A 23,246-nucleotide genomic window follows, 5' to 3' on the forward strand; every position below is an offset into this window, starting at 1 on the left:
ATCCCGGCCCATCAGGTCAATATTCGACCAGATAATAGATAGCTCTTTTTGGATGTTTCTTTCGATAATCGCCAAGAACTATCTGTAAATGACCCCATGGACAGACCCTGAAACGAATCAGGGCCTGTCCAGGTTCATTATTCTGAATCAGGCATTGCCGCCTGATTCAATGCAGCAGTCAGAGCCAGTTGAACGTCTTCTGCACTTACAGAAACGCCATCATCGGCTTTGATCGCCTTACGCTTACGCGCCTTGTGGTATGCCAGACCAGTACCGGCCGGAATCAGACGACCCACAACAACGTTCTCTTTGAGACCGCGCAGATAGTCTTTCTTACCACACACCGCACCCTCTGTGAGTACGCGGGTTGTCTCCTGGAAGGATGCCGCAGAGATGAAGGACTCAGTTGCCAGAGAAGCCTTGGTAATACCCAGCAGTACACGATCATACTTAGCCAGAATCTTACCTTCCGCTTCCAGACGCTTGTTCTCTTCAACCACCTGGTGGTATTCAACCTGCTCACCGTTAATGAACGAGCTGTCACCGCTGGCAGTAATATCTACCTTACGCAGCATCTGACGCACGATCACTTCGATATGCTTATCGTTGATACCTACACCCTGCAGACGGTAAACGTCCTGAATCTCAGAGGTAATGTATTTCGCCAGTTCGGCCACACCCTTGATACGCAGGATATCATGCGGGTTAGACGGACCATCGGAGATGATCTCACCCTTCTGCACGGTTTCACCTTCGAATACGTTCAGGTTACGCCACTTAGGAATCATGGTCTCCATCGGATCCGCATTCTGCGGGCTGATAACCAGACGTTTCTTACCCTTAGTCTCTTTACCGAAGGTAACGGTACCGGAGATCTCTGCCAGAATAGAGGACTCTTTTGGCTTCCGCGCTTCGAACAGGTCAGCAACCCGTGGCAAACCACCGGTGATATCCTTGTTCACAGAACCTTCCTGCGGGATACGCGCCAGTACGTCACCGATACCAACCTCGGCACCATTGTTCAGGTTCAGAATCGCTTTCGCTGGCAGCAGATACTGTGCCGGAGAATCAGTTCCCGGGTGGAACAGGTCATCTCCTGTAGTCGCATCGACCAGACGGATCATCGGACGGATATCTTTACCCGCCGCCGGACGCAGTGCCGGATCGAGAATCTCAATAGTCGACAGACCAGTCAGCTCATCGGTCTGCTGCTTAACGGTAATACCGTCATCGATACCAACAAACTCAAGCTTACCCGCTACCTCAGAGATGATCGGGTGGGTATGCGGATCCCAGTTGGCGACGATAGAGCCGGCTTCAACCTGGGAGCCATCCTTAACCTTGATCACAGAACCGTACGGCAGCTTATAACGCTCACGCTCACGACCGTGCTCATCGGTCACACCCAGTTCACCGGAACGGGAGGTTGCCACCAGTGAACCATCAGCTTTTTCTACCGACTTCAGGTTGTGCATCCGGATCTCACCGGAGTTCTTAACCTGAACACTGTCAACTGCCGCTGCCCGTGATGCCGCACCACCGATGTGGAAGGTACGCATGGTCAGCTGTGTACCCGGCTCACCGATAGACTGTGCAGCGATAACACCGACCGCTTCACCCGGGTTAACCCGATGACCACGACCCAGATCACGACCATAACACTTAGAACACAGACCGAAGGTAGTTTCACAGGTGATTGCACTGCGAACAATAATCTCATCGATAGAGGAATAACGCTCTTCATCGTCAAGACGCTTAACCCAGGCCTCATCCATCAGGGTGCCGTTTTCGATCAGCACCTCTTTACCGGTTGGATCCATTACATCCTGTGCAACGGTACGACCCAGCACGCGGTAACCCAGACCCACCACAACGTCGCCACCTTCAATCAGCGGCTGCATGATCAGACCTTCTTCAGTACCACAATCTTCTTCAGTGATAACCAGGTCCTGTGCCACGTCTACCAGACGACGGGTCAGGTAACCGGAGTTCGCAGTCTTCAGTGCGGTATCCGCCAGACCCTTACGAGCACCGTGGGTTGAGATGAAGTACTGAAGTACGTTCAGACCTTCACGGAAGTTCGCGGTGATTGGTGTTTCAATGATCGAGCCATCCGGCTTCGCCATCAGACCACGCATACCTGCCAGCTGACGAATCTGTGCCGCACTACCCCGGGCACCGGAGTCGGCCATCATATAAACTGAGTTGAAAGAGTCCTGAGCTTCAAGCTCGCCATCACGGTTGATGACCTCTTCCTTCTTCAGGTTATCCATCATCTTCTTAGCCAGAATCTCGTTGGCACGAGACCAGATATCGATAACCTTGTTGTATTTCTCGCCCTGAGTAACCAGACCGTCCGCATACTGCATCTCGATCTCTTTCACTTCAGCATCGGCAGAGGTGATGATATCGACTTTCTCATCCGGAATAACGAAGTCGTTAACACCGATTGAGGAACCGGAAACAGTTGCCTGACGGAAACCCATGTACATCACCTGGTCAGCGAAGATAACGGTATCCTTCAGACCAACGATACGGTAAGCGGTGTTGATCAGGCGTGAGATCGCCTTCTTCGTCATCGCCTGGTTTACCAGCTCAAACGGCAGACCTGTAGGCACGATATTAAACAGCATCGCACGACCAACAGTAGTGTCCTGAATGGTTGTCCGGTGCTCTTCGTTGCCTTCGATATCACGGATAGTCTCATTGATGCGGACTTTTACCCGCGCCTGCAGATCAACCTGCTTGGCACCGTAGGCACGTTGAACTTCCTTGATATCGGCAAACACCATACCCTCGCCCTGAGCGTTGATACGGTCACGGGTCATCCAGTACAGACCCAGTACCACGTCCTGAGACGGTACGATGATAGGCTCACCGTTCGCTGGCGACAGGACGTTGTTGGTTGACATCATCAGCGCGCGGGCTTCCAGCTGCGCTTCGATTGTCAGCGGTACGTGTACCGCCATCTGGTCACCGTCAAAGTCGGCGTTGTATGCAGCACACACCAGTGGGTGCAGTTGAATTGCCTTACCTTCGATCAGTACCGGCTCAAACGCCTGAATACCAAGACGGTGAAGTGTCGGTGCACGGTTCAGCATGATCGGGTGTTCACGGATAACTTCATCCAGAATATCCCAGACCAGCGACTCTTCGCGCTCAACCATCTTCTTAGCGGCTTTAATGGTCGTTGCGTGACCACGCAGCTCCAGCTTGGAGAAGATAAATGGCTTGAACAGTTCCAGTGCCATTTTCTTAGGCAGACCACACTGATGCAGACGCAGGTATGGACCTACCACGATGACCGAACGACCCGAGTAGTCAACCCGTTTACCCAGCAGGTTCTGACGGAAACGACCCTGCTTACCCTTGATCATATCAGCCAGGGATTTCAGAGGACGCTTGTTAGAACCGGTGATCGCACGACCGCGACGACCGTTATCCAGCAACGCATCGACAGATTCCTGCAACATACGCTTTTCGTTACGTACGATGATATCCGGTGCACTCAGATCCAGCAGTCGCTTCAGACGGTTGTTACGGTTGATCACCCGACGGTACAGATCGTTCAGGTCAGAAGTCGCAAAACGACCGCCATCCAGAGGCACAAGCGGACGCAGATCCGGCGGCAGAACAGGCAGAACCTGCAGAATCATCCACTCAGGCTTGTTACCTGAAGTATAGAAACCTTCCAGCAACTTCAGACGCTTGGACAGTTTTTTGATCTTGGTTTCAGAGTTAGTCGCAGGCAGCTCTTCCCGCATAACCTCGATCTCTTCAGCCAGATCGATCGACTTCAGCAGCTCCTGAACCGCTTCAGCACCCATACGGGCATCGAAGTCATCGCCAAACTCTTCCAGCGCTTCAAAATACTGCTCATCGTTCATCAGCTGACCGCGCTCAAGCGTAGTCATGCCCGGATCGATAACAACAAACGATTCGAAGTACAGCACCCGCTCAATATCACGCAGGGTCATATCCAGCATCAGACCGATACGGGACGGCAGAGACTTCAGGAACCAGATGTGCGCAACCGGAGAGGCCAGCTCGATGTGACCCATACGCTCACGACGAACCTTAGCCAGTGCAACTTCAACGCCACACTTCTCACAGATAACACCACGATGCTTGAGGCGCTTATATTTACCACAAAGACACTCATAGTCCTTTACCGGGCCAAAAATCTTGGCACAGAACAGACCATCACGCTCAGGCTTAAACGTACGGTAGTTGATGGTCTCTGGTTTTTTAACTTCACCAAAAGACCAGGAACGGATCATCTCAGGTGATGCCAGACCGATACGGATCGAGTCAAACTCGTCGTTCTGTCCCTGGGATTTCAACAGATTAAGTAAATCTTTCATTTCATTCAGCTCCTCGGGGGAGTTGACCGCGCAGCGGTTAATCAGCTGCGCAGCAAACTATCTGTTAAAGGGTTACTCGTTTTCCAGCTCGATGTCGATACCCAGCGAGCGGATCTCTTTCACCAGCACGTTGAACGATTCTGGCATGCCCGGCTCCATGCGGTGATCGCCATCCACGATGTTCTTATACATCTTGGTACGGCCATTCACGTCATCGGACTTAACAGTCAGCATCTCCTGCAGAGTGTAGGCAGCACCGTATGCTTCCAGTGCCCATACCTCCATCTCACCGAATCGCTGACCACCGAACTGCGCCTTACCACCCAGCGGCTGCTGAGTAACCAGACTGTAAGAACCGGTAGAACGTGCGTGCATCTTATCATCGACCAGGTGGTTCAGTTTCAGCATATACATGTAACCAACGGTTACCGGACGGCTGAACTCATCACCGGTGCGACCATCAAACAGAGTAAACTGTCCGGTATCGCTCAGGTCTGCCATACGCAGCAGTTCCTTCACTTCCGCCTCTTTAGCACCGTCAAATACTGCGGTTGCCAGCGGTACACCACCTTTCAGGTTTTTCGCCAGCTCCATCACTTCGTCATCGCTCAGTGAGTCGATATCTTCGTGACGGCCAGACTTATAACCACCCAGCTCGCTGTTGTAGATGCGGTCAAGGAACTCACGCAGCTCTTTAACGGTTTCCAGACGGTCACGCTCTGCCTGCAGCATCTTATTGATCTTCACGCCCAGACCTTTAGCGGCCATACCCATATGGGTTTCAAGCACCTGACCAACGTTCATCCGTGACGGCACACCCAGTGGGTTCAGTACGATATCGACCGGCTCACCATTCTCATCGTATGGCATATCTTCAACCGGCATGATAACCGAGATAACACCTTTGTTACCGTGACGACCAGCCATCTTGTCACCCGGCTGTACGCGACGCTTGGTAGCCACGTAAACCTTAACAATCTTCAGTACGCCAGGGGCCAGGTCATCGCCGGTCTGCAGTTTGCTCTTCTTATCTTCAAACTTGGCATCCAGCTCAACGCGACGCTCTTCCAGCTGTTCCTGAGCCTTCTCCAGCATCTCCTGAGTCGCTTCATCAGCAACACGGATCTTAAACCAGTCAGACCTCTTCAGCTCAGCCAGGGCCTCAGCCGTGATCTCTTCACCCTTCCTGAAGTTAGCGCCACCTTCAGCCTTCAGACCGCACAGAGCACGTCCAAGACGCTCAAAGGTTGCCTGCTCGACGATCCGCAGCTCTTCATTCAAGTCTTTACGGATGCGATTCAGTTCAGACTGCTCGATAGAGACAGCCCGCTCATCTTTAGGCACACCGTCACGGGTAAATACCTGTACATCGATAACTTTACCGATAGTACCGGTCTTAACACGCAGGGAAGTATCCTTAACGTCGGATGCTTTCTCACCAAAGATCGCACGCAGCAGCTTCTCTTCCGGAGTCAGCTGAGTTTCACCTTTTGGTGTAACCTTACCCACCAGAATATCGCCCGGGCCTACTTCAGCACCGATATGCACAATACCGGCCTCATCCAGCTTAGCCAGCGCAGACTCTCCGACGTTGGGAATATCAGAGGTGATCTCTTCAGAACCCAGCTTGGTATCGCGCGCCACACAGGTCAGTTCCTGAATGTGGATAGTGGTGAAACGATCTTCCTGAACCACCCGTTCTGAAATCAGAATGGAGTCCTCGAAGTTGTAACCATTCCACGGCATGAACGCGATACGCATGTTCTGACCCAGCGCCAGCTCACCCAGGTCAACGGACGGACCGTCAGCCATAATATCGCCACGCTGAACCTGCTCCCCCTGACGTACAATCGCACGCTGGTTGATACAGGTATTCTGGTTAGAACGGGTGTACTTAGTCAGGTTGTAGATATCTACACCTGCTTCACCGGCCAGCGTCTCTTCATCGTTAACACGGACCACGATACGCGCGGCATCAACCGCTTCGATAACACCACCACGATCGGCAACAACACACACACCGGAGTCGCGGGCAACGTAACGTTCCATGCCGGTACCGACCAATGGCTTATCAGCACGCAGCGTTGGCACAGCCTGACGCTGCATGTTCGATCCCATCAATGCGCGGTTCGCGTCATCGTGTTCCAGGAACGGGATCAGCGCCGCCGCAACTGATACTACCTGACGTGGAGATACATCCATGTAGGTAACTTTTTCCGGCGGCATTACGGTAAATTCATTTTCGTGACGTACCGCTACCAGTTCATCGGTCAGCGTTTTGTTCTCATCCATCCCGGCTGATGCCTGAGCGATAACATGACGACCTTCCTCAATCGCGGACAGGTATTCAACTTCGTCAGTTACCTTACAATCGACCACCTTACGATATGGCGTTTCAAGGAAACCATAGTCGTTGGTACGGGCATAGGTAGCCAGCGAGTTAATCAGACCAATGTTTGGTCCTTCAGGGGTCTCGATTGGACATACACGGCCGTAGTGGGTTGCATGTACGTCACGTACCTCAAAGCCAGCACGCTCACGGGTCAGACCGCCAGGCCCCAACGCAGATACACGGCGCTTGTGGGTAACTTCTGACAGCGGGTTATTCTGATCCATAAACTGGGACAGCTGAGAAGAGCCAAAGAACTCTTTAACCGCAGCAGCAACAGGCTTGGCATTAATCAGATCCTGAGGCATCAGATTATCGGATTCAGCCATGCTCAGACGCTCACGCACGGCACGCTCTACGCGGACCAAACCAACGCGGAACTGGTTTTCAGCCATCTCACCGACAGAACGTATACGACGGTTACCCAGGTGATCGATGTCATCCACAACGCCTTTACCGTTACGGATATCGATCAGGGTCTTCATGACCGCCAGGATATCTTCTTTATCCAATACGCCAGAACCGGTTTCCTCATCAACACTCAGGCGACGGTTAAACTTCATCCGGCCTACGGCTGACAGATCGTAACGTTCTTCAGTAAAGAACAGGTTCTCAAACAGATTTTCCGCTGATTCTTTGGTTGGCGGCTCACCAGGACGCATCATACGGTAGATCTCTACCAGTGCTTCCAGCTGGTTGCGGGTGGTATCGATACGCAGCGTATCAGATACAAACGGACCACAATCCAGTTCATTGGTGTACAGCGTTTCAAAACCGGTGACATTACGGCTACGCATCTGCTCAAGCAGCTCTTCAGTAATCTCACTGTTGCCTTCGCACAGCAGCTCACCGGTAGTCGGGTCGATAATGTCTTTTGCCAGCACTTTGCCCAGCAGGTATTCAACCGGCACTTCCAGCTGAGTGATATTCTCTTTTTCCAGCTGACGGATATGACGCGGTGTAATACGACGGCCCGACTCTACAACAACAGAGCCACTGCCATCTTTAATATCAAACGTTGCGGTTTCACCACGCAGACGTGAAGGCACCAGAGTCATCAGAATATCATCTGCACTCAGGGTCCACGCTGTGTTATCAAAGAAGGTATCGAGGATCTCTTCAGTGGTATAGCCCAGCGCACGCAGCAGTATCGTTGCCGGCAGTTTACGGCGGCGGTCGATACGTACAAACAGACTATCTTTAGGATCAAACTCGAAGTCCAGCCATGAACCACGGTAAGGAATGACACGGGCAGAGTACAGCAGTTTCCCGGAGGAGTGCGTTTTACCCTTGTCATGGTCGAAGAATACACCCGGCGAACGGTGCAGCTGGGATACGATTACCCGCTCCGTACCGTTGACAACAAATGTACCGTTGTCGGTCATCAGCGGCATTTCGCCCATGTAAACTTCTTGTTCTTTAATATCTTTGATCGCTTTATTTGAAGAATCACGATCATAGATTACCAGGCGTACTTTAACGCGCAGCGGGGCAGCATAAGTAATGCCACGCATCTGGCATTCTTTAACGTCAAAAACCGGCTCGCCCAGACGGTAACCTACATATTCCAATGCGGCGTTTCCGGAATAGGAAACGATCGGGAATACGGAACTGAAAGCCGCATGCAGTCCGATATCTTTACGCTCTGCAGAATCAGCACCCTGTTGCAGGAATTTCAAATAAGAATCCAACTGGATTGCCAACAGATATGGCACATCCATCGCTTCCGGCAGCTTTCCGAAGTCTTTACGGATGCGTTTCTTTTCAGTATATGAGTAAGCCATCTAAGTTCCCCAGCATCTGCACCTGAAAAATTCAAACAAACCGAAGGAAATTTCTCGGCTTGTGAACCGTTATTATTTGCTCTTACTAATAACGGAAAAAGGCCGGTGGCATGTTGCCACCAGCCGTAGATGTATCAGCTACTAAATAGTCTGATACGAAGCATCGCGCTGCTTACTTAACTTCAACAGATGCGCCAGCTTCTTCCAGAGCAGCTTTAAGTGCTTCTGCGTCTTCCTTGCTGATACCTTCTTTAACGGTAGCAGGAGCGCCGTCAACCATACCTTTAGCTTCTTTCAAGCCCAGGCCAGTTGCTGCACGAACAGCTTTGATTACGTTTACTTTCTTGTCGCCAGCGCCAGTCAGTACAACGTCAAATTCAGTCTGCTCTTCAGCAGCAGCACCAGCGTCGCCGCCAGCTGCACCAGCAACTGCAACAGCAGCAGCAGATACACCGAATTTTTCTTCCATTGCTTCAACCAGTGCAACAACGTCCATTACAGACATTTCAGCGATTGCATTCAAGATATCTTCTTTAGATACGGACATGTTCAATTCCTAAAATATTCGAGCCTGAGGCTCTTAAACTCGTTTCTTAAGCGGCTTGTAAAATTAAGCAGCTTCTTGTTCTTTCTGTTCGCGAACAGCCGCGATAGTGCGGACCAGCTTGCCTGCTGCAGCTTCTTTCATGCAGCCCATCAGCTTGGCGATCGCTTCGTCGTATGTTGGCAGTGAAGCCAGCATAGCGATATCAACGATCTGTCCTTCGAAAGCAGCGGTCTTCAGCTCCAGCTTGTCATTTCCCTTGGCGAAATCTTTCAGAATCCGCGCACCGGCACCTGGGTGCTCAGTAGAGAATGCAATCAGAGTCGGACCTACGAACGCATCTGTGATACATTCGAAATCAGAGCCTTCTACTGCACGACGTGCCAGCGTGTTACGTACGACGCGCAGCCATACTCCCGCATCACGTGCCTGCTTACGCAGCTCAGTCATCTTCTCAACGGTAACACCGCGAGAATCTGCAACTACAGCAGAGAGAGCGCCCTTGGCAGCTTCCTGGACTTCAGCGACAATCGCTTTTTTATCTTCGAGTCCTAATGCCACGATTTACTCCTGGGTTTAGTCTTTTCGACTGTTTACCATTCACTTCAGCATCAATCACTGAAGCGCCGAGTACGGTGGTTCAATTGATCCTGTTAAGGGGATCACACCGTCTGCGCAGGTTGATAGATTAAGAGTCCGGCTACGTGCGCCATCCTCACCTGCGGTCTTTGACGGCCTCTGCAACGATGCTGCAGAGACCCTCAATTCTTTCTGAAAACCGATTAAGCGCTCAGCGAGCCCTGATCGATTACCAGACCTGGCCCCATAGTGGTGGACAGGGTAACTTTCTTCATGTACACGCCTTTAGCAGATGCAGGCTTCAGCTTTTTCAGCTCGCCCAACAGTGCTTCAAGGTTAGCTTTGATAGCATCAGCTTCAAAGCCGACCTTACCAACGCCTGCGTGGATAATACCGTTTTTGTCAGTACGGAAACGTACCTGACCTGCCTTCGCATTGTTTACCGCAGTAACAACATCAGGCGTAACAGTACCCACTTTAGGGTTTGGCATCAGGCCGCGCGGACCCAGAATCTGACCCAGTTGACCAACAACGCGCATCGCATCCGGAGTCGCGATAACAACGTCAAAATTCAGATCTCCGCCTTTAATCTGCTCAGCAAGATCTTCAAAGCCAACAACATCAGCACCCGCTGCTTTAGCTTTCTCTGCGTTTTCGCCCTGAGCGAATACAGCAACACGAACATCTTTACCAGTACCGCTTGGCAGCACGCTTGAACCACGAACGTTCTGGTCAGATTTACGTGGATCTACACCCAGATTAATTGCAACATCTACAGACTCTTTAAAGCCAACAGAAGACAGCTCGTTCAGCAGTGCAACCGCATCAACAACAGAGTACTGCTTACCTGGTTCAACTTTTTCAGCAATCGCCTTTTGGCGTTTAGTCAGCTTAGCCATTACTCAGCTCCTTCCACGATCAGACCCATGCTACGAGCACTACCTGCGATGGTGCGAACCGCTGCATCCATATCGGCAGCAGTCAGGTCAGCCATTTTAGTAGTTGCAATCTCTTCCAGCTGAGCACGGGTAACAGTACCCACTTTCTCAGTGTTAGGACGACCAGAACCACTCTTCAGACCAGCAGCTTTCAGCAACAGAACTGCAGCCGGTGGAGTCTTGGTAATGAAGGTAAAGCTGCGATCAGCGTAAACAGTGATCACAACAGGAGTCGGCAGACCCGGCTCGATACCTTGAGTAGCAGCGTTAAACGCTTTACAGAATTCCATGATGTTCACACCATGCTGACCCAATGCTGGACCAACGGGTGGACTTGGGTTCGCCTGACCGGCGGCAACCTGCAGCTTAATATAAGCCTGGATTTTCTTAGCCATGTTTCACTCCTGGTGGGTAGTAACGCCTTTCGGCTCCCCGGTTTAAAGACGGAAAAACCCCAGCACCCATTCAAGCGCCGAGGTCAGTTCCTACAATACAGTTATCAGGCTTTTTCGACCTGACCAAACTCCAGCTCGACCGGAGTCGAGCGACCGAAGATCAACACTGCAACATGCAGCCTGTTCTTCTCATAATTCACTTCTTCGACAACACCGTTAAAGTCAGCGAACGGGCCATCGGTAACACGCACCATCTCACCCGGCTCAAACAGTGTCTTCGGACGCGGCTGATCAACACCACTTTCCACACGCTGCAGAATCGCCTGAGCTTCTTTCTCGGTGATCGGTGCAGGCTTATCAGCCGTACCACCAATAAAGCCAAGAACTCGCGGCGTATCCTTCACCAGGTGCCAGGTATCGTCATTCATTTCCATCTGAACCAGAACATAGCCCGGATAGAACTTACGCTCAGACTTGCGCTTTTTACCTTCGCGAATTTCAACAACTTCTTCTGTAGGAACCAGAATATCACCGAAGCCTTCCTGCATATTATGCAGCTCGACCCGTTCCTTCAGAGAGTTCATCACACGCTTCTCGTAACCGGAGTACGCATGTACAACATACCATCGCATAGCCATGCCTCTTTCCTCTTATCCGATTACAGCTGCGACGCCCAGACTCAACAACGAATCAAGACCCCATAAAAGCAAACCTACAATCAAAACCACGACAGTAACAATCAGAGTTGTCTGAAGTGTTTCCTGACGGGTTGGCCATACAACTTTGCGAATTTCAGATCGCGCTTCTTTAAACAGTGTAAAGAAAGCCAGACCTTTAGCTGTCTGCAGCGCAACAAAGCCTGCAACACCAGCAAGAACTAATAATGCAATTACGCGATACAGCAGAGACTCTTCTGAATATACAGAATTACCTACTACGCCAGCAGCTACAATTGCTACCACTACGACCCATTTCAGGCCATCCAGCTTTGAACCTTCGGAAGACACTTTAGAATTCACGATGGGCCTCGGTTATCGATAATTTGCTATGACTTGTTAGATGCCAACTCAGATTAGAGTTGGCAGGCCAGGAGGGACTCGAACCCCCAACCTGCGGTTTTGGAGACCGCTGCTCTGCCAATTGAGCCACTGGCCTAGTGCTAACTAGGGACGCATATATTACACGCATCCCTACTAGGTGGCAACCGTTAAGTTGCCTGAATCACCGATTACTCGATGATTTTTGCTACAACGCCTGCACCGACAGTACGACCGCCTTCACGGATCGCAAAGCGCAGACCTTCTTCCATCGCGATTGGGTTGATCAGGGTAACATCCATCTTGATGTTATCGCCTGGCATTACCATCTCAACGCCTTCTGGAAGCTCACAAGCACCGGTGATGTCAGTTGTACGGAAGTAGAACTGCGGACGGTAGCCTTTGAAGAATGGCGTGTGACGACCACCTTCATCTTTTGACAATACGTATACTTCACCTTCGAAACGAGTGTGAGGAGTAATTGTACCCGGCTTAGCCAGTACCTGACCACGCTCAACGTCATCACGCTTAGTACCACGCAGCAGCGCACCGATGTTCTCACCTGCACGACCTTCGTCAAGCAGCTTACGGAACATCTCTACACCTGTACAGGTAGTAGTCTGAGTGTCACGGATACCAACGATCTGAATCTCTTCACCCGTTCTAACGATACCACGCTCTACACGGCCAGTTACTACAGTACCACGACCAGAGATAGAGAATACGTCCTCGATAGGCATCAGGAATGGCTGATCGATCGCACGCTCTGGCTCAGGGATATAGCTATCCAGAGCTTCTACCAGCTTAGCTACAGCAGTGGTACCCAGACCGTTCTCATCTTCACCGTTCAGCGCCATAAGGGCAGAACCAGCGATGATTGGAGTGTCGTCACCCGGGAAGTCGTACTGGTCCAGCAGCTCACGCAGCTCCATTTCAACCAGTTCCAGCATCTCTGCGTATTCTTCAGAGTCAACACCGCCACAATCTTCAGCCAGCAGGTCAGCTTTGTTCAGGAATACTACGATGTAAGGTACACCAACCTGACGGGACAGCAGGATGTGCTCACGAGTCTGTGGCATAGGACCATCAGTCGCGCCACATACCAGAATCGCTCCGTCCATCTGTGCAGCACCGGTGATCATGTTTTTTACATAATCCGCGTGTCCTGGGCAGTCAACGTGCGCGTAGTGACGAACAGAAGAATCGTACTCAACGTGAGAAGTTGCGATAGTAATACCACGCTCACGCTCTTCTGGTGCATTGTCGATACCGTCAAAAGCGACAGCCTTACCACCGAAAACTTCAGCACATACACGAGTCAGTGCAGCTGTCAGAGTAGTTTTACCGTGGTCAACGTGGCCGATTGTACCAACGTTAACGTGCGGTTTATTACGTTCAAATTGTTCTTTAGCCATTGCCATTTACCTTGAGTAAAGTAAGTGTGGTTAACCACGTTGCCACATACAACAAAGGGCAGACATATCTCTATATCTACCCTCTGAAAAAAATGGAGCTCATGGGCGGATTTGAACCGCCGACCTCACCCTTACCAAGGGTGTGCTCTACCCCTGAGCCACATGAGCACATCAAACTGGAGCGGGTAGCGGGAATCGAACCCGCATCATCAGCTTGGAAGGCTGAGGTTCTACCATTGTACCATACCCGCCTTACAGCTATTGGTGGTGGGGGGTGGATTCGAACCACCGAAGCTCGCGCGTCAGATTTACAGTCTGATCCCTTTGGCCACTCGGGAACCCCACCCTACCAATACTTCACCGCTAAATGGTGCCGGCACCAAGAGTCGAACTCGGGACCTACTGATTACAAGTCAGTTGCTCTACCAACTGAGCTATACCGGCATCAGCTGCGAAGTGGCGCATATATTAATCACGCACCCCTGTGCTTGCAACCCCTTTACATAATTTTTTTTCGATTTTTATGGCAGAATTCAGAAACTGTTCTACTCCTTTGATTTCATTAGCAGTTTCAACTGAACCACCGACCTCTACCCAGACCTCGAACAGACGCTCCTGACTGACCACCCGGTGCTCATCGAAACTAAACAATCCGATCAGTATATTTTTGGCCTGATTCAGTTCTTCACGACTACCATAACGACCAACAACATAGACCGGTTGCATATCAACCTGCGCCTCTTCTGCATTCAGCCCCAGCGCCGCGAGATTCTCCACCAGCGCTCGCTGACGCTCAGGCTGCAATGGTCTATCCAGCGTCAGCTCATACGCCAGCACCCGCTCATTATCGACCGGGATCAGCGTTGCGCTCAGCCCTCGCTGCTGAAGACGCTGCTGCAGCTCAATGGCAGCACTCTGCTGCGCAATACCACTGACAACCTGACACCACTGAGCCTCCGCTTCAGATTTAACGGGTGGAGTTAATGATTCCGATGACGCCAGAGCGCTTTCCTTGGACCGCGGCACCTGCCGGCGGGCAGATTCCCGCGGCAATAACAAAGTAGCATCTTCCTCTTTCAACAGACGCAGTCGGGCGACATTTTCCGGGATCACAACAGCATCACTTACCACCGGCTGGCGCACCTGCCAACCCAGATAAAGGGCGTTTGCCAACAGCAGCAGAAAAAATATCCAGCGCACCATTACTCTCCGAGCGCCAGCGACAGACCATCCAATACCAGATCGGGACACCAGATCGCGCCATCAGCCAGCGTGCAGAATAGCTCACCATCCCCTCCGGTGACGTACACAGGCTGCCCCGCCGCCTTGCGCATCACCTTTTCGGCCAGCGACACCAGCAACAGGTTAACTCCATGCTGAACCGCCTCTGACGTATTCACACCCGGCGCCGCACTAAAACCCTCAATTGAGTGATCGACAATCACCTTAGCGGTATTACTGAGTAAATTCTGACTCATCAGCTGCAACCCCGGCATGATATAGCCTCCCAAATGCTGACCCGCATCATCCAGCTGCTCGACAGTGATCGCGCTACCACAATCCACCACCCAGCAGGCCCCTTGGGCCTGCTGCCAGGCACTCAGTACAGCCAGCCAACGATCGACCCCCATCCGGGACGGATCCGTATAACTATTAACAACCCCGCACGCCGATGCCCGGGTCTCGGCAAACTCAGGCACTAACCGCCAGCGACGCTGAACAAAATCACGTAGCGCCCGGTTAACCCCCTCACCGGCAACCGAAGCTACCCTGACGCGATCAACAGACTCAGGCCAGGCCTCGTGGTCAAGCTCATGATGACCTACTCGCCCCCGCAAAGAGGTTCCGAAAACCCGCCACTTAACAAAGGTATTACCTGCATCCAGATCGAGAATATTCATACCAGCCGAACGCTCACCTCGCCGCCATGATAAGGCTGCAACCTGCCATCCACTTCCAGCAACAACGCTCCCGTCTGATCAACACCACGACACACACCCAGCTCCTGACGACTCCCCAGATTAAGACTGATCACCTGATTACGATGTGCATTGACCGCCTGCCACTCATCCCGGAATACCGCAAACCCCTCCTCGGAGAACTGTTGCAACACCGGCACCAGTTCATTGATCAGCTCAGCCAGCAACCGGTTTCGCGAGGGCGCAACACCCAGCGCCTGCTGCAGATCCACCCAGGGCTGGTCTATCGACTCAGCCGCCGCTTCCGGCATCTTCACATTGATACCTACCCCGATCACAACAAAACAGTCACCGGCGGCATCGCCACTCATCTCCAGCAGCACTCCCGCCAGCTTACGACCACGCCACAGCAGATCGTTGGGCCACTTAACCTCAACACCTTCAATTCCCATACGCGCCAGCCCGCGAACCAACGCCACACCGACCGCCAGACTGAGCCCTTCGAGTGCTGCAGCACCATTACTGAACTGCCAGGTAAGCGAGAAGTACAGGTTACTGGCAAACGGGCTGGTCCAGCTACGCCCCCGGCGACCGCGTCCGGAGGTTTGCTGTTCCGCCAGATAAAGCGATCCGTGACCATCACAGTAGACAGCATCCATCGCCTTGGCATTGGTAGAGGGAATAATCAGGTTGAGGTCGATCAGCTTGAGAGCATCAGCCACCTCAGGTTTCAACTCCTCTTCGATCAACTCCCGTCTCAGCAGATCCAGCCCTCCGGGGATACGATAGCCCCGCCCTTTGACGCTGTATATCTCTAAGCCAGACTCTTCAATACTTTTAATCTGCTTCCAGATAGCACTTCGGCTAACGCCCAGCACCTTACCCAGCGCCTGCCCTGAATGGAATTTACCATCCGCAAGTACAGCCAACAGCGGTTCAATCATAGCGACATCCTTCAGGAGATCCGTTTGAGAACAATAAAGCTGTAATCATAGGGGTTATGACCGGCAGCAGAAAAGTCTTCCCGACCCAGCTCAGCCCAGTCTCCGGGATGAAACGCCGGAAACCATGCATCACCCTCAACCGATGCGTGCACCTGCGTGAGATAGAGCCGATCCGCCAGCGGCAGAGCCTGCTCATAAATCTGCGACCCGCCGATCACCATTGCTTCATCACAGCCATCGATGGTACAGATACTCTCAGCCAGCTCCCGGGCTGCCTCAAGACTGTTCACCACCTTAACATTGTCGGGTTGATAGGCAGGATCGCGACTGACCACGATATTGGTGCGCCCCGGCAGCGGCCGACCAATCGACTCGAAGGTCTTGCGCCCCATAATAATCGGTTTACCCATCGTGACCTGCTTGAAATAACGCAGATCTTCCGGCAGATGCCAGGGCAGGTTATTGTTGATCCCGATTACCCGGTTCTCTGCCTGGGCAACAATGATCGCCAGGTTCATATAATCTCCTTAATACTGGTACCAGCGCCTTGCTGTTTGATAACATTAGCAAGCTGAATTTAACCACAGGTGTTAATAACAAACCAATGAGACAATATCTCGATCTTTGCCAGAGAATCATAAACGAAGGCGTCTGGGTAGAAAACGACCGCACCGGCAAGCGCTGTCTGACGGTTATTAACGCCGATCTCACTTACGATGTTGCCGCCGGCGATTTTCCACTGGTGACCACCCGTAAAAGCTTCTATAAGTCAGCGATCGCAGAGATGCTGGGTTATATTCGCGGCTATGACAACGCCGAACAGTTCAGAAAGATCGGCACCAAAACCTGGGATGCCAACGCTAACGACAATGCTGCCTGGCTGGAAAATCCCTACCGCAAGGGCACCGATGACTGCGGTTTTATCTATGGCAAGGTGGGCAGAAATTTCCCAAAACCAGATGGCGGCAGCATCGATCTGTTACGCAAAATTGTTGATGACCTGACGCGCGGCATTGACGATCGCGGCGAGATTTACACCTTTTATCATCCCGGTGCATTTCATATGGGCTGCCTGCGTCCCTGCATGTACAGCCACCACTTTTCTCTGCTGGATGATACGCTCTACCTAAACAGTACACAGCGCAGTTGCGATGTGCCACTGGGGCTGACGTTCAACATGGTTCAGGTCTACTTCCTGTTGGCGATTATCGCTCAGATTACCGGCAAAAAACCGGGTAAGGCGTACCACAAGATCGTCAATGCTCACATCTATGAGGATCAGATTGAGCTCATGCGTGACGTGCAACTCACCCGCGAGCCACTACCGCTGCCAACCTTTAAGATCAACCCGGACATTAAAACCCTGGAGGATCTCGAGACCTGGGTCAGCACTGATGATTTCGAAGTAGAAGACTATCAATACCACGCACCGATTCAGTACCCGTTCTCAGTATAAAAAAAACCGCCTATGGGCGGTTTTTTCCTTTCAGTTCCTACAGACACAACAATCGCTCACGGCATAACCGGTTTGCGATACGCCAGCACCAGCAACAGAGCCCCCAGCACAATCATCGGCAGCGACAACACCTGCCCCATCGTCATCCAGTCCAGCGCCACAAACCCCAGCTGAAGATCCGGCTGACGGAAGAATTCAACGCTGGAACGGAAGATGCCATAGAGCAGTAAAAACATTCCCGACACCGCCATTTTGGGGCGCGGTCTGGCCGAATAAAACCACAGCACCGTAAACAGCAACACTCCCTCCAGAGCGAACTCATACAACTGGGAAGGGTGACGGGCAAGCATATCGCCGGCCCGGGGAAAGATAACCCCCCAGGTCTGATCCGTCGGCCGGCCCCAGAGCTCACCGCCAATAAAGTTACCGATCCGCCCGGCACCCAGTCCGATCGGAATCAGCGGAGCAACGAAGTCACCGATATCAAAATAGCTCTTGCGGTACTTATGGGAGAAATAACCGATCGCCGCAATCACGCCCAGCAAGCCGCCATGGAACGACATACCGCCCTCCCATACCGCAAACAGCCACAGCGGATCATCAAGAAACTGACCGAAGTTATAAAACACCACGTAACCAAAACGGCCACCCAGTACAACGCCAATGGCACCCCAGAAAATCAGATCGGAGACCTGTTCCTCGGTCCAGCCGGAACCAGGCTGTCGGGCGCGCCGGCCTCCGAGATACCAGGCGGAGGCAAAGCCAACCAGATACATCAGACCATACCAGTGAATTGTTAACGGCCCTAACGCCACCGCAATCGGATCAATCTCATGAACCCACATTAAAACACTCTTCCTTATTTTGAAGCTGCCAGGATACAACCCTGTCCGCCGGACATCCTACAATAGATTAATTACAATTATTGGTTTTAAATAAAGCTGCTATACATTGATCCACACCATCAAAAAGAGTTCCTGCCGTGTGCCTGATTCTGTTCGCCTATAACTACCATCCCGATTACAGACTCATCCTGACTGCCAACCGGGATGAGTTCTATCAACGCCCCACCCGGCCGATGCAGTACTGGGCCGAACAGCCACAACTGCTGGCAGGCCAGGATCTGGAGCAGGGAGGCACCTGGCTAGGACTGACCCGCACGGGTCGATTCTCCGCCCTAACCAACCACAGAAACGGACTGATAAAACCCCGGGGGATCAGTTCAAGAGGCCAATTGCCGCTGCAGTTTCTGCTCGGTGAGATGAGCTGCCAGAGCTTTATTCGCGACACAGAGACCGGCCGGTTCGATGGCTTCAATCAACTGATCGATGATGGCGGGCAACTCTGCTATCTGTCAAACCGCAGCCCGGCACTGCAGCCGGTACCGCATGGCATTCACGGCATCAGCAATGCCGTATTCGATACTCCTTGGCCCAAACTTGTCGCAGCGAAAGCGGCATTTAAGGCCTGCATCGACAGCGAGCTGTTATCCGCAGATAACCTGATCAGCGTAATGCAGGATCCCACCACCTATCACGACGATCTGCTGCCGCAGACCGGTATCAGTATTGAACTGGAGCGTCTGCTCTCTGCCCGGTTTATCCGCTCTGAACGTTACGGCACCCGGGCGACCACCGCAGTGCTGATCAGGCACAGCGGTGAAACCCTGGTTGTTGAACAGAACTTTGACGCAGCAGGAGAAACCGAACACAGCGAGTTCAGCTTTGTGGCAGAGACGGCAATGATCCCGGAATAAAGTACTGCCCAAAACAGAGAGTCATAAAAATCAATCGACGACTCAGTCGGGTATGGCTGGCCGGGTTAACTGACCAAGCCCCAGCTCCTTCAGCGTATTGCGCAGCATCATATGGATCTTATCCACATCATCCATAACAATAATCTGATTCAGCAACTCCCGGGCACGGTCAAAGCTGATACCCCGCAGGGCAAACTTAACTTTAGGCAAGTTCGTCGCGTTCATTGAGAGGACATCATAGCCCATTGCCATCAACAGAATAGCGCCTCCCGGATCGGCCGCCATCTCACCACAGATACTGACTGAAACATTCTCTTTATGAGCTTCATGAACAATAAACTGCAGTGCTTTTAAAACGGCAGGATGATACGGCACATAAAGATTAGCAACCCGGGGGTTGTTGCGGTCAACAGCCAACAGGTATTGAGTCAGGTCGTTGGAGCCGACCGATATAAAGTCTACCCGTCGGGCAAAGCGGCGCACCTGATACACGGCAGCGGGAACTTCCACCATCACACCAATGAGCGGCTGATTGATGATATGCCCCTCTTCACGCAGCTCATCTACCGCCTGAGCGATCAGTTTTTTAGACTCGTCGACCTCATGAACACTGGTCACCATGGGTAACATGATACGCAGGTTATCTAACCCCTCAGCGGCCCGCAGCATCGCCCGGATCTGTACCAGAAATATCTCCGGATGATCCAGCGTTACCCGAATACCCCGCCATCCCAGAAAAGGGTTATCCTCCTCAATGGGAAAGTACGGCAGAGGTTTATCACCGCCAATATCCAGGGTTCGCATCGTTACCGGGCGGGGCGCAAACGCTTCCAGCTGCTTACGGTAGGTCTCCATCTGATCCTGCTCACTGGGGAAAAAATCCCGGATCATAAACGGAATTTCGGTACGGTAAAGACCGATACCTTCCGCGCCGCGATCAAGGGAGCGCGCAACATCGGTAATCAGACCGGTATTCACCCACAGTGGCATACGGTAACCATCGGTGGTTTCTGCCGGCAGCTCTTTCAGCCCCTCCAGCCCGGCATTAACCTCGTTCTCCTCACGGATAATATCCTGATAGCACTGACTCAGATCGTCGGAAGGATTTACGAATACCCGGCCGGAATAGCCATCGAGGATAACATTCAGCCCTTCAATACGCGTGTAGGGCAGGTCAACCACCCCCATAACCGTTGGAATGCCCATCGAACGGGCAAGAATAGCCGCATGGGAGTTACCGGAGCCGTGGACCGATAACAGACCAATAAGCTTCTCCGTGGGCACCTCACCCAGCATAGCCGGAGTCAGCTCATCGGCGACCAGAATAGTATTTTCAGGAAATTCGATCTCCGCCAGAGAGGGACCCGACTCCTGCATACAGGTCAGCATTCTGCGACCAAGATCACGGATATCCGTCGCCCGTTCCCGCAAATAGGGGTCTTCCATCATGGAAAACTGCTGTACATGCTCGCCAATAACCTGCCGTAAAGCCCCCTGCGCCCAACTCCCCTCTTTAATGCGGGCAATGATCTCACCTGCCAGGGCATTATCATCAAGCATACGGATATAAACATCGAACAGCTCGCGCTCTTCTGAGCGCAGCCGCTTAGCCAGACTGCGCCCTACCCGTTTAATATCCCGACGAACCTGAGCCAGCGCGCTCTTGAATTTAGCAACTTCAGCCTTAATATCCTCTATCTTACGATCGGGTACTCCATCAAGATCGGCCAGTGGGGTCATGACCACCGCAGGTCCTATCGCCACCCCGATACAGCCGGAAACCCCCTCGAACTTTCGGTCAGCTTCAGTCTTGGTATGATCAGATATCTGCAGAATGGAGCCTGTCGCTTCAGCATGAGCAATGACGCCAGCCAACTGTGCCGACATCGTCACCATAAACGCTTCTTCAGACTCATCGAACTTACGGATCAGCTTCTGCTGTACAACCAGAACCCCCAGCAAAGTCCGGTGATGTATAATCGGCACCCCAAGAAAAGCATGAAACTTCTTCTCGCCCGTTCCTTTCAGGTAGGTAAATGCGCTGTGAACAGAAGCATCTTCGAGGTTGATAGGCTCAGCACGCTGCCCCACCATACCGACGACGCCCTCATCCATCGACAGGGAAACCTGCCCGACTGATTTTCGATTCAGTCCCTGAGTCGCCATCAGGACATAGCGTTCACGTTGTCGATCAATCAGGTAGATGGAACAAACATCTGTACGTATAGCACGCTGCACCCGGCGGACAATAACATCCAGCACCGATTCAAGATCAGGCGCGGCGTTAACCTCCTGTACAATTTTGCGCAGCGTTTCCAGCATGTAGTGCTTACTCCTTTAAATACCAACCACCAAGAACCAGCCGTGTCAGTTTAGGCGACAGCTCACGCATCGCTTTACGGTACACATCCCGTTTAAATGCAACTACCTGACCCAGAGGATACCAGTAACTGACCCATCGCCAACCATCAAACTCCGGCGAATTGGTTGAATCAATGACTACTGCGCTGTCATCACTCAACATTCGCAGCAAAAACCATTTTTGTTTCTGTCCTACACAAACCGGATGGGAATGGTGCCTTATCATTCGCTTGGGCAGCCGGTAACGGAGCCAGCCTCGGGTAACAGCAATCACCTCAACATCCTCAGGTGAGAGCCCGATCTCTTCTTTCAGTTCCCGATACATCGCCTGTTCCGGCGACTCTGACGCGTTGATCCCCCCTTGGGGAAACTGCCATGCATTTTGCCCTATACGTCTTGCCCAAAGCACCTGACCCATCGAGTTAGCCAGAATGATACCGACATTCGGCCTGAACCCATCTGAATCTATCACGGTGAATTCCTTCAAACTCTTTTACGCTATTGTTCCACAACTTCAGGTAGTTCAGCAAATTAAGGCATCAAATGTCAGAGATTAGCATTTGCCTCCTTTACAGCAAGCCTCTATCCTAAGCGCTCCCTTGAATTGAGTTGGAGAGGTCACCTTGAGTCTGGCTATTTTTGATCTGGATAACACTCTGCTGAACGGCGATAGCGATCATGCCTGGGGCGAGTTTCTGTGCGACAAAGGCATTGTAGATACTGAACATTATCGTCAGACAAATGACTATTTCTATCAGCAGTATAAAGCCGGGACGCTGGATATCTTTGAGTTTCTCGAGTTTGCCCTGAAACCTCTGACCGAACATGCCCCCCAGACGCTCGAACGGCTGCACCAAGAGTTTATGCAGACTGCGATTGCCCCGATGATGCTGGATAAAGCCGCCACCCTGCTGCAAAAGCACCGCCAACAGGGTGATTTCCTGCTGATCATTACCGCCACCAACCGCTTTGTCACCGGTCCCATCGCTGCGGCACTGGGGGTTGACGACACGCTGGCAACCGAGCCGGAGCAGATCGATGGCCGCTACACAGGTAAAGTGGCCGGCACACCCTGCTTCCAGTCGGGTAAAGTGGAGCGGCTACAGGCGTGGCTGCAGCAAACCGGCCACACCTTGGATAACAGCTACTTCTACAGCGATTCAATCAACGACAAACCACTGCTGGAGCTGGTCACCTATCCCGTCGCCGTCGATCCGGACGAACTCCTCGAGCAGGCAGCAAAAGAGAAGGGCTGGCCGATTATCAGCCTGCGTTAATTACCCTCCCCACGCGCCATCCGGGGTGTGCGATTTCGCCCGCACCCCCAACCACACAGCTAATCCCGCCCCTCATTTAATTTTTCCT

The 23,246-nt window shown here is 52.2% G+C and carries 19 protein-coding genes and 5 tRNA genes; 3 read left to right on the top strand and 21 right to left on the bottom strand.

Translation table 11 applies throughout. The annotated features are described in order from the left end of the window. Positions 1-137: 137 nt before the first annotated feature. From rpoC to folA, 18 genes are all read right to left on the bottom strand, one after another. Positions 138-4,364, bottom strand: a complete 4,227-nt coding sequence (rpoC, locus tag KDX31_20170; GenBank protein UTW05706.1) for a DNA-directed RNA polymerase subunit beta' — start codon at positions 4,362-4,364, stop codon at positions 138-140. Between the two features lie 72 nt (positions 4,365-4,436). Beyond that, entirely contained in the window at positions 4,437-8,537 is a 4,101-nt protein-coding gene (gene rpoB / locus KDX31_20175) for a DNA-directed RNA polymerase subunit beta (GenBank protein UTW05707.1), read from the bottom strand. 172 nt (positions 8,538-8,709) lie between these two features. Next, a complete protein-coding gene (rplL, locus tag KDX31_20180; protein ID UTW05708.1) occupies positions 8,710-9,084 on the bottom strand; it encodes a 50S ribosomal protein L7/L12 in 375 nt (124 codons plus the stop codon). A gap of 63 nt (positions 9,085-9,147) precedes the next feature. Further along, on the bottom strand, positions 9,148-9,642 hold the full coding sequence (gene rplJ / locus KDX31_20185) for a 50S ribosomal protein L10 (protein UTW05709.1): 495 nt from the start codon (positions 9,640-9,642) through the stop codon (positions 9,148-9,150). A gap of 221 nt (positions 9,643-9,863) precedes the next feature. Continuing rightward, the gene (gene rplA / locus KDX31_20190) at positions 9,864-10,559 is read right to left on the bottom strand and encodes a 50S ribosomal protein L1 (GenBank protein UTW05710.1); all 696 of its coding nucleotides are present in this window, start codon (positions 10,557-10,559) and stop codon (positions 9,864-9,866) included. After that, positions 10,559-10,993, bottom strand: coding sequence for a 50S ribosomal protein L11 (gene rplK, locus KDX31_20195; GenBank protein UTW05711.1), 435 nt, complete (start codon positions 10,991-10,993; stop codon positions 10,559-10,561). Before rplK ends, rplA begins: the two co-directional genes overlap by 1 nt. Before the next feature lie 104 nt (positions 10,994-11,097). Beyond that, positions 11,098-11,631 carry a transcription termination/antitermination protein NusG gene (nusG, locus tag KDX31_20200; protein UTW05712.1) on the bottom strand — a complete coding sequence of 178 codons (534 nt, stop codon included), beginning with the start codon at positions 11,629-11,631 and terminating at the stop codon, positions 11,098-11,100. Positions 11,632-11,643: 12 nt separating this feature from the next. Beyond that, positions 11,644-12,012, bottom strand: coding sequence for a preprotein translocase subunit SecE (secE, locus tag KDX31_20205; protein UTW05713.1), 369 nt, complete (start codon positions 12,010-12,012; stop codon positions 11,644-11,646). 60 nt (positions 12,013-12,072) lie between these two features. Next, positions 12,073-12,148: transfer RNA gene (locus tag KDX31_20210), tRNA-Trp, on the bottom strand. Positions 12,149-12,221: 73 nt separating this feature from the next. After that, positions 12,222-13,445: an elongation factor Tu gene (gene tuf, locus KDX31_20215; GenBank protein ID UTW05714.1), complete on the bottom strand. Its 1,224-nt coding sequence runs from the start codon at positions 13,443-13,445 to the stop codon at positions 12,222-12,224. Between the two features lie 93 nt (positions 13,446-13,538). Further along, a tRNA-Thr gene (locus KDX31_20220) sits at positions 13,539-13,613 on the bottom strand. A gap of 9 nt (positions 13,614-13,622) precedes the next feature. Further along, positions 13,623-13,696, bottom strand: a tRNA-Gly gene (locus KDX31_20225). Between the two features lie 11 nt (positions 13,697-13,707). Continuing rightward, a tRNA-Tyr gene (locus KDX31_20230) sits at positions 13,708-13,791 on the bottom strand. A gap of 22 nt (positions 13,792-13,813) precedes the next feature. Beyond that, positions 13,814-13,889, bottom strand: a tRNA-Thr gene (locus KDX31_20235). 24 nt (positions 13,890-13,913) lie between these two features. Continuing rightward, positions 13,914-14,648 (bottom strand): hypothetical protein, encoded by a 735-nt coding sequence (locus KDX31_20240; GenBank protein ID UTW05715.1) that lies wholly within the window; start codon positions 14,646-14,648, stop codon positions 13,914-13,916. Then, positions 14,648-15,346, bottom strand: coding sequence for a type III pantothenate kinase (locus tag KDX31_20245; protein ID UTW05716.1), 699 nt, complete (start codon positions 15,344-15,346; stop codon positions 14,648-14,650). Before KDX31_20245 ends, KDX31_20240 begins: the two co-directional genes overlap by 1 nt. Next, entirely contained in the window at positions 15,343-16,308 is a 966-nt protein-coding gene (gene birA, locus KDX31_20250) for a bifunctional biotin--[acetyl-CoA-carboxylase] ligase/biotin operon repressor BirA (protein ID UTW05717.1), read from the bottom strand. The genes KDX31_20245 and birA overlap by 4 nt, the downstream gene beginning before the upstream one ends. Positions 16,309-16,319: 11 nt before the next feature. Further along, on the bottom strand, positions 16,320-16,826 hold the full coding sequence (folA, locus tag KDX31_20255) for a type 3 dihydrofolate reductase (protein UTW05718.1): 507 nt from the start codon (positions 16,824-16,826) through the stop codon (positions 16,320-16,322). A gap of 86 nt (positions 16,827-16,912) precedes the next feature. Between folA and KDX31_20260 the strand changes: the two genes are divergently transcribed. Further along, the gene (locus KDX31_20260) at positions 16,913-17,764 is read left to right on the top strand and encodes a thymidylate synthase (protein UTW05719.1); all 852 of its coding nucleotides are present in this window, start codon (positions 16,913-16,915) and stop codon (positions 17,762-17,764) included. 56 nt (positions 17,765-17,820) lie between these two features. Here the strand turns inward: KDX31_20260 and KDX31_20265 are convergent, their stop codons facing one another. Next, complete coding sequence (locus tag KDX31_20265) at positions 17,821-18,609, bottom strand: prolipoprotein diacylglyceryl transferase (GenBank protein UTW05720.1); 789 nt, start codon at positions 18,607-18,609, stop codon at positions 17,821-17,823. 137 nt (positions 18,610-18,746) lie between these two features. On the opposite strand from KDX31_20265, the gene KDX31_20270 reads away from it, so the two are divergent. After that, the gene (locus KDX31_20270) at positions 18,747-19,520 is read left to right on the top strand and encodes an NRDE family protein (GenBank protein UTW05721.1); all 774 of its coding nucleotides are present in this window, start codon (positions 18,747-18,749) and stop codon (positions 19,518-19,520) included. Between the two features lie 42 nt (positions 19,521-19,562). On the opposite strand, the gene ptsP is transcribed toward KDX31_20270, so the two are convergent. Further along, a complete protein-coding gene (gene ptsP, locus KDX31_20275; protein ID UTW05722.1) occupies positions 19,563-21,842 on the bottom strand; it encodes a phosphoenolpyruvate--protein phosphotransferase in 2,280 nt (759 codons plus the stop codon). Positions 21,843-21,849: 7 nt separating this feature from the next. Then, a complete protein-coding gene (gene rppH / locus KDX31_20280; GenBank protein ID UTW05723.1) occupies positions 21,850-22,353 on the bottom strand; it encodes an RNA pyrophosphohydrolase in 504 nt (167 codons plus the stop codon). Between the two features lie 151 nt (positions 22,354-22,504). Here rppH and KDX31_20285 point away from each other — a divergent pair, with 151 nt between their 5' ends. After that, positions 22,505-23,158 carry an HAD family hydrolase gene (locus tag KDX31_20285; protein UTW05724.1) on the top strand — a complete coding sequence of 218 codons (654 nt, stop codon included), beginning with the start codon at positions 22,505-22,507 and terminating at the stop codon, positions 23,156-23,158. Positions 23,159-23,246 lie beyond the last annotated feature (88 nt).

This window comes from Amphritea atlantica, assembly GCA_024397875.1.
In the GTDB taxonomy this organism is placed as follows: domain Bacteria; phylum Pseudomonadota; class Gammaproteobacteria; order Pseudomonadales; family Balneatricaceae; genus Amphritea; species Amphritea atlantica_B.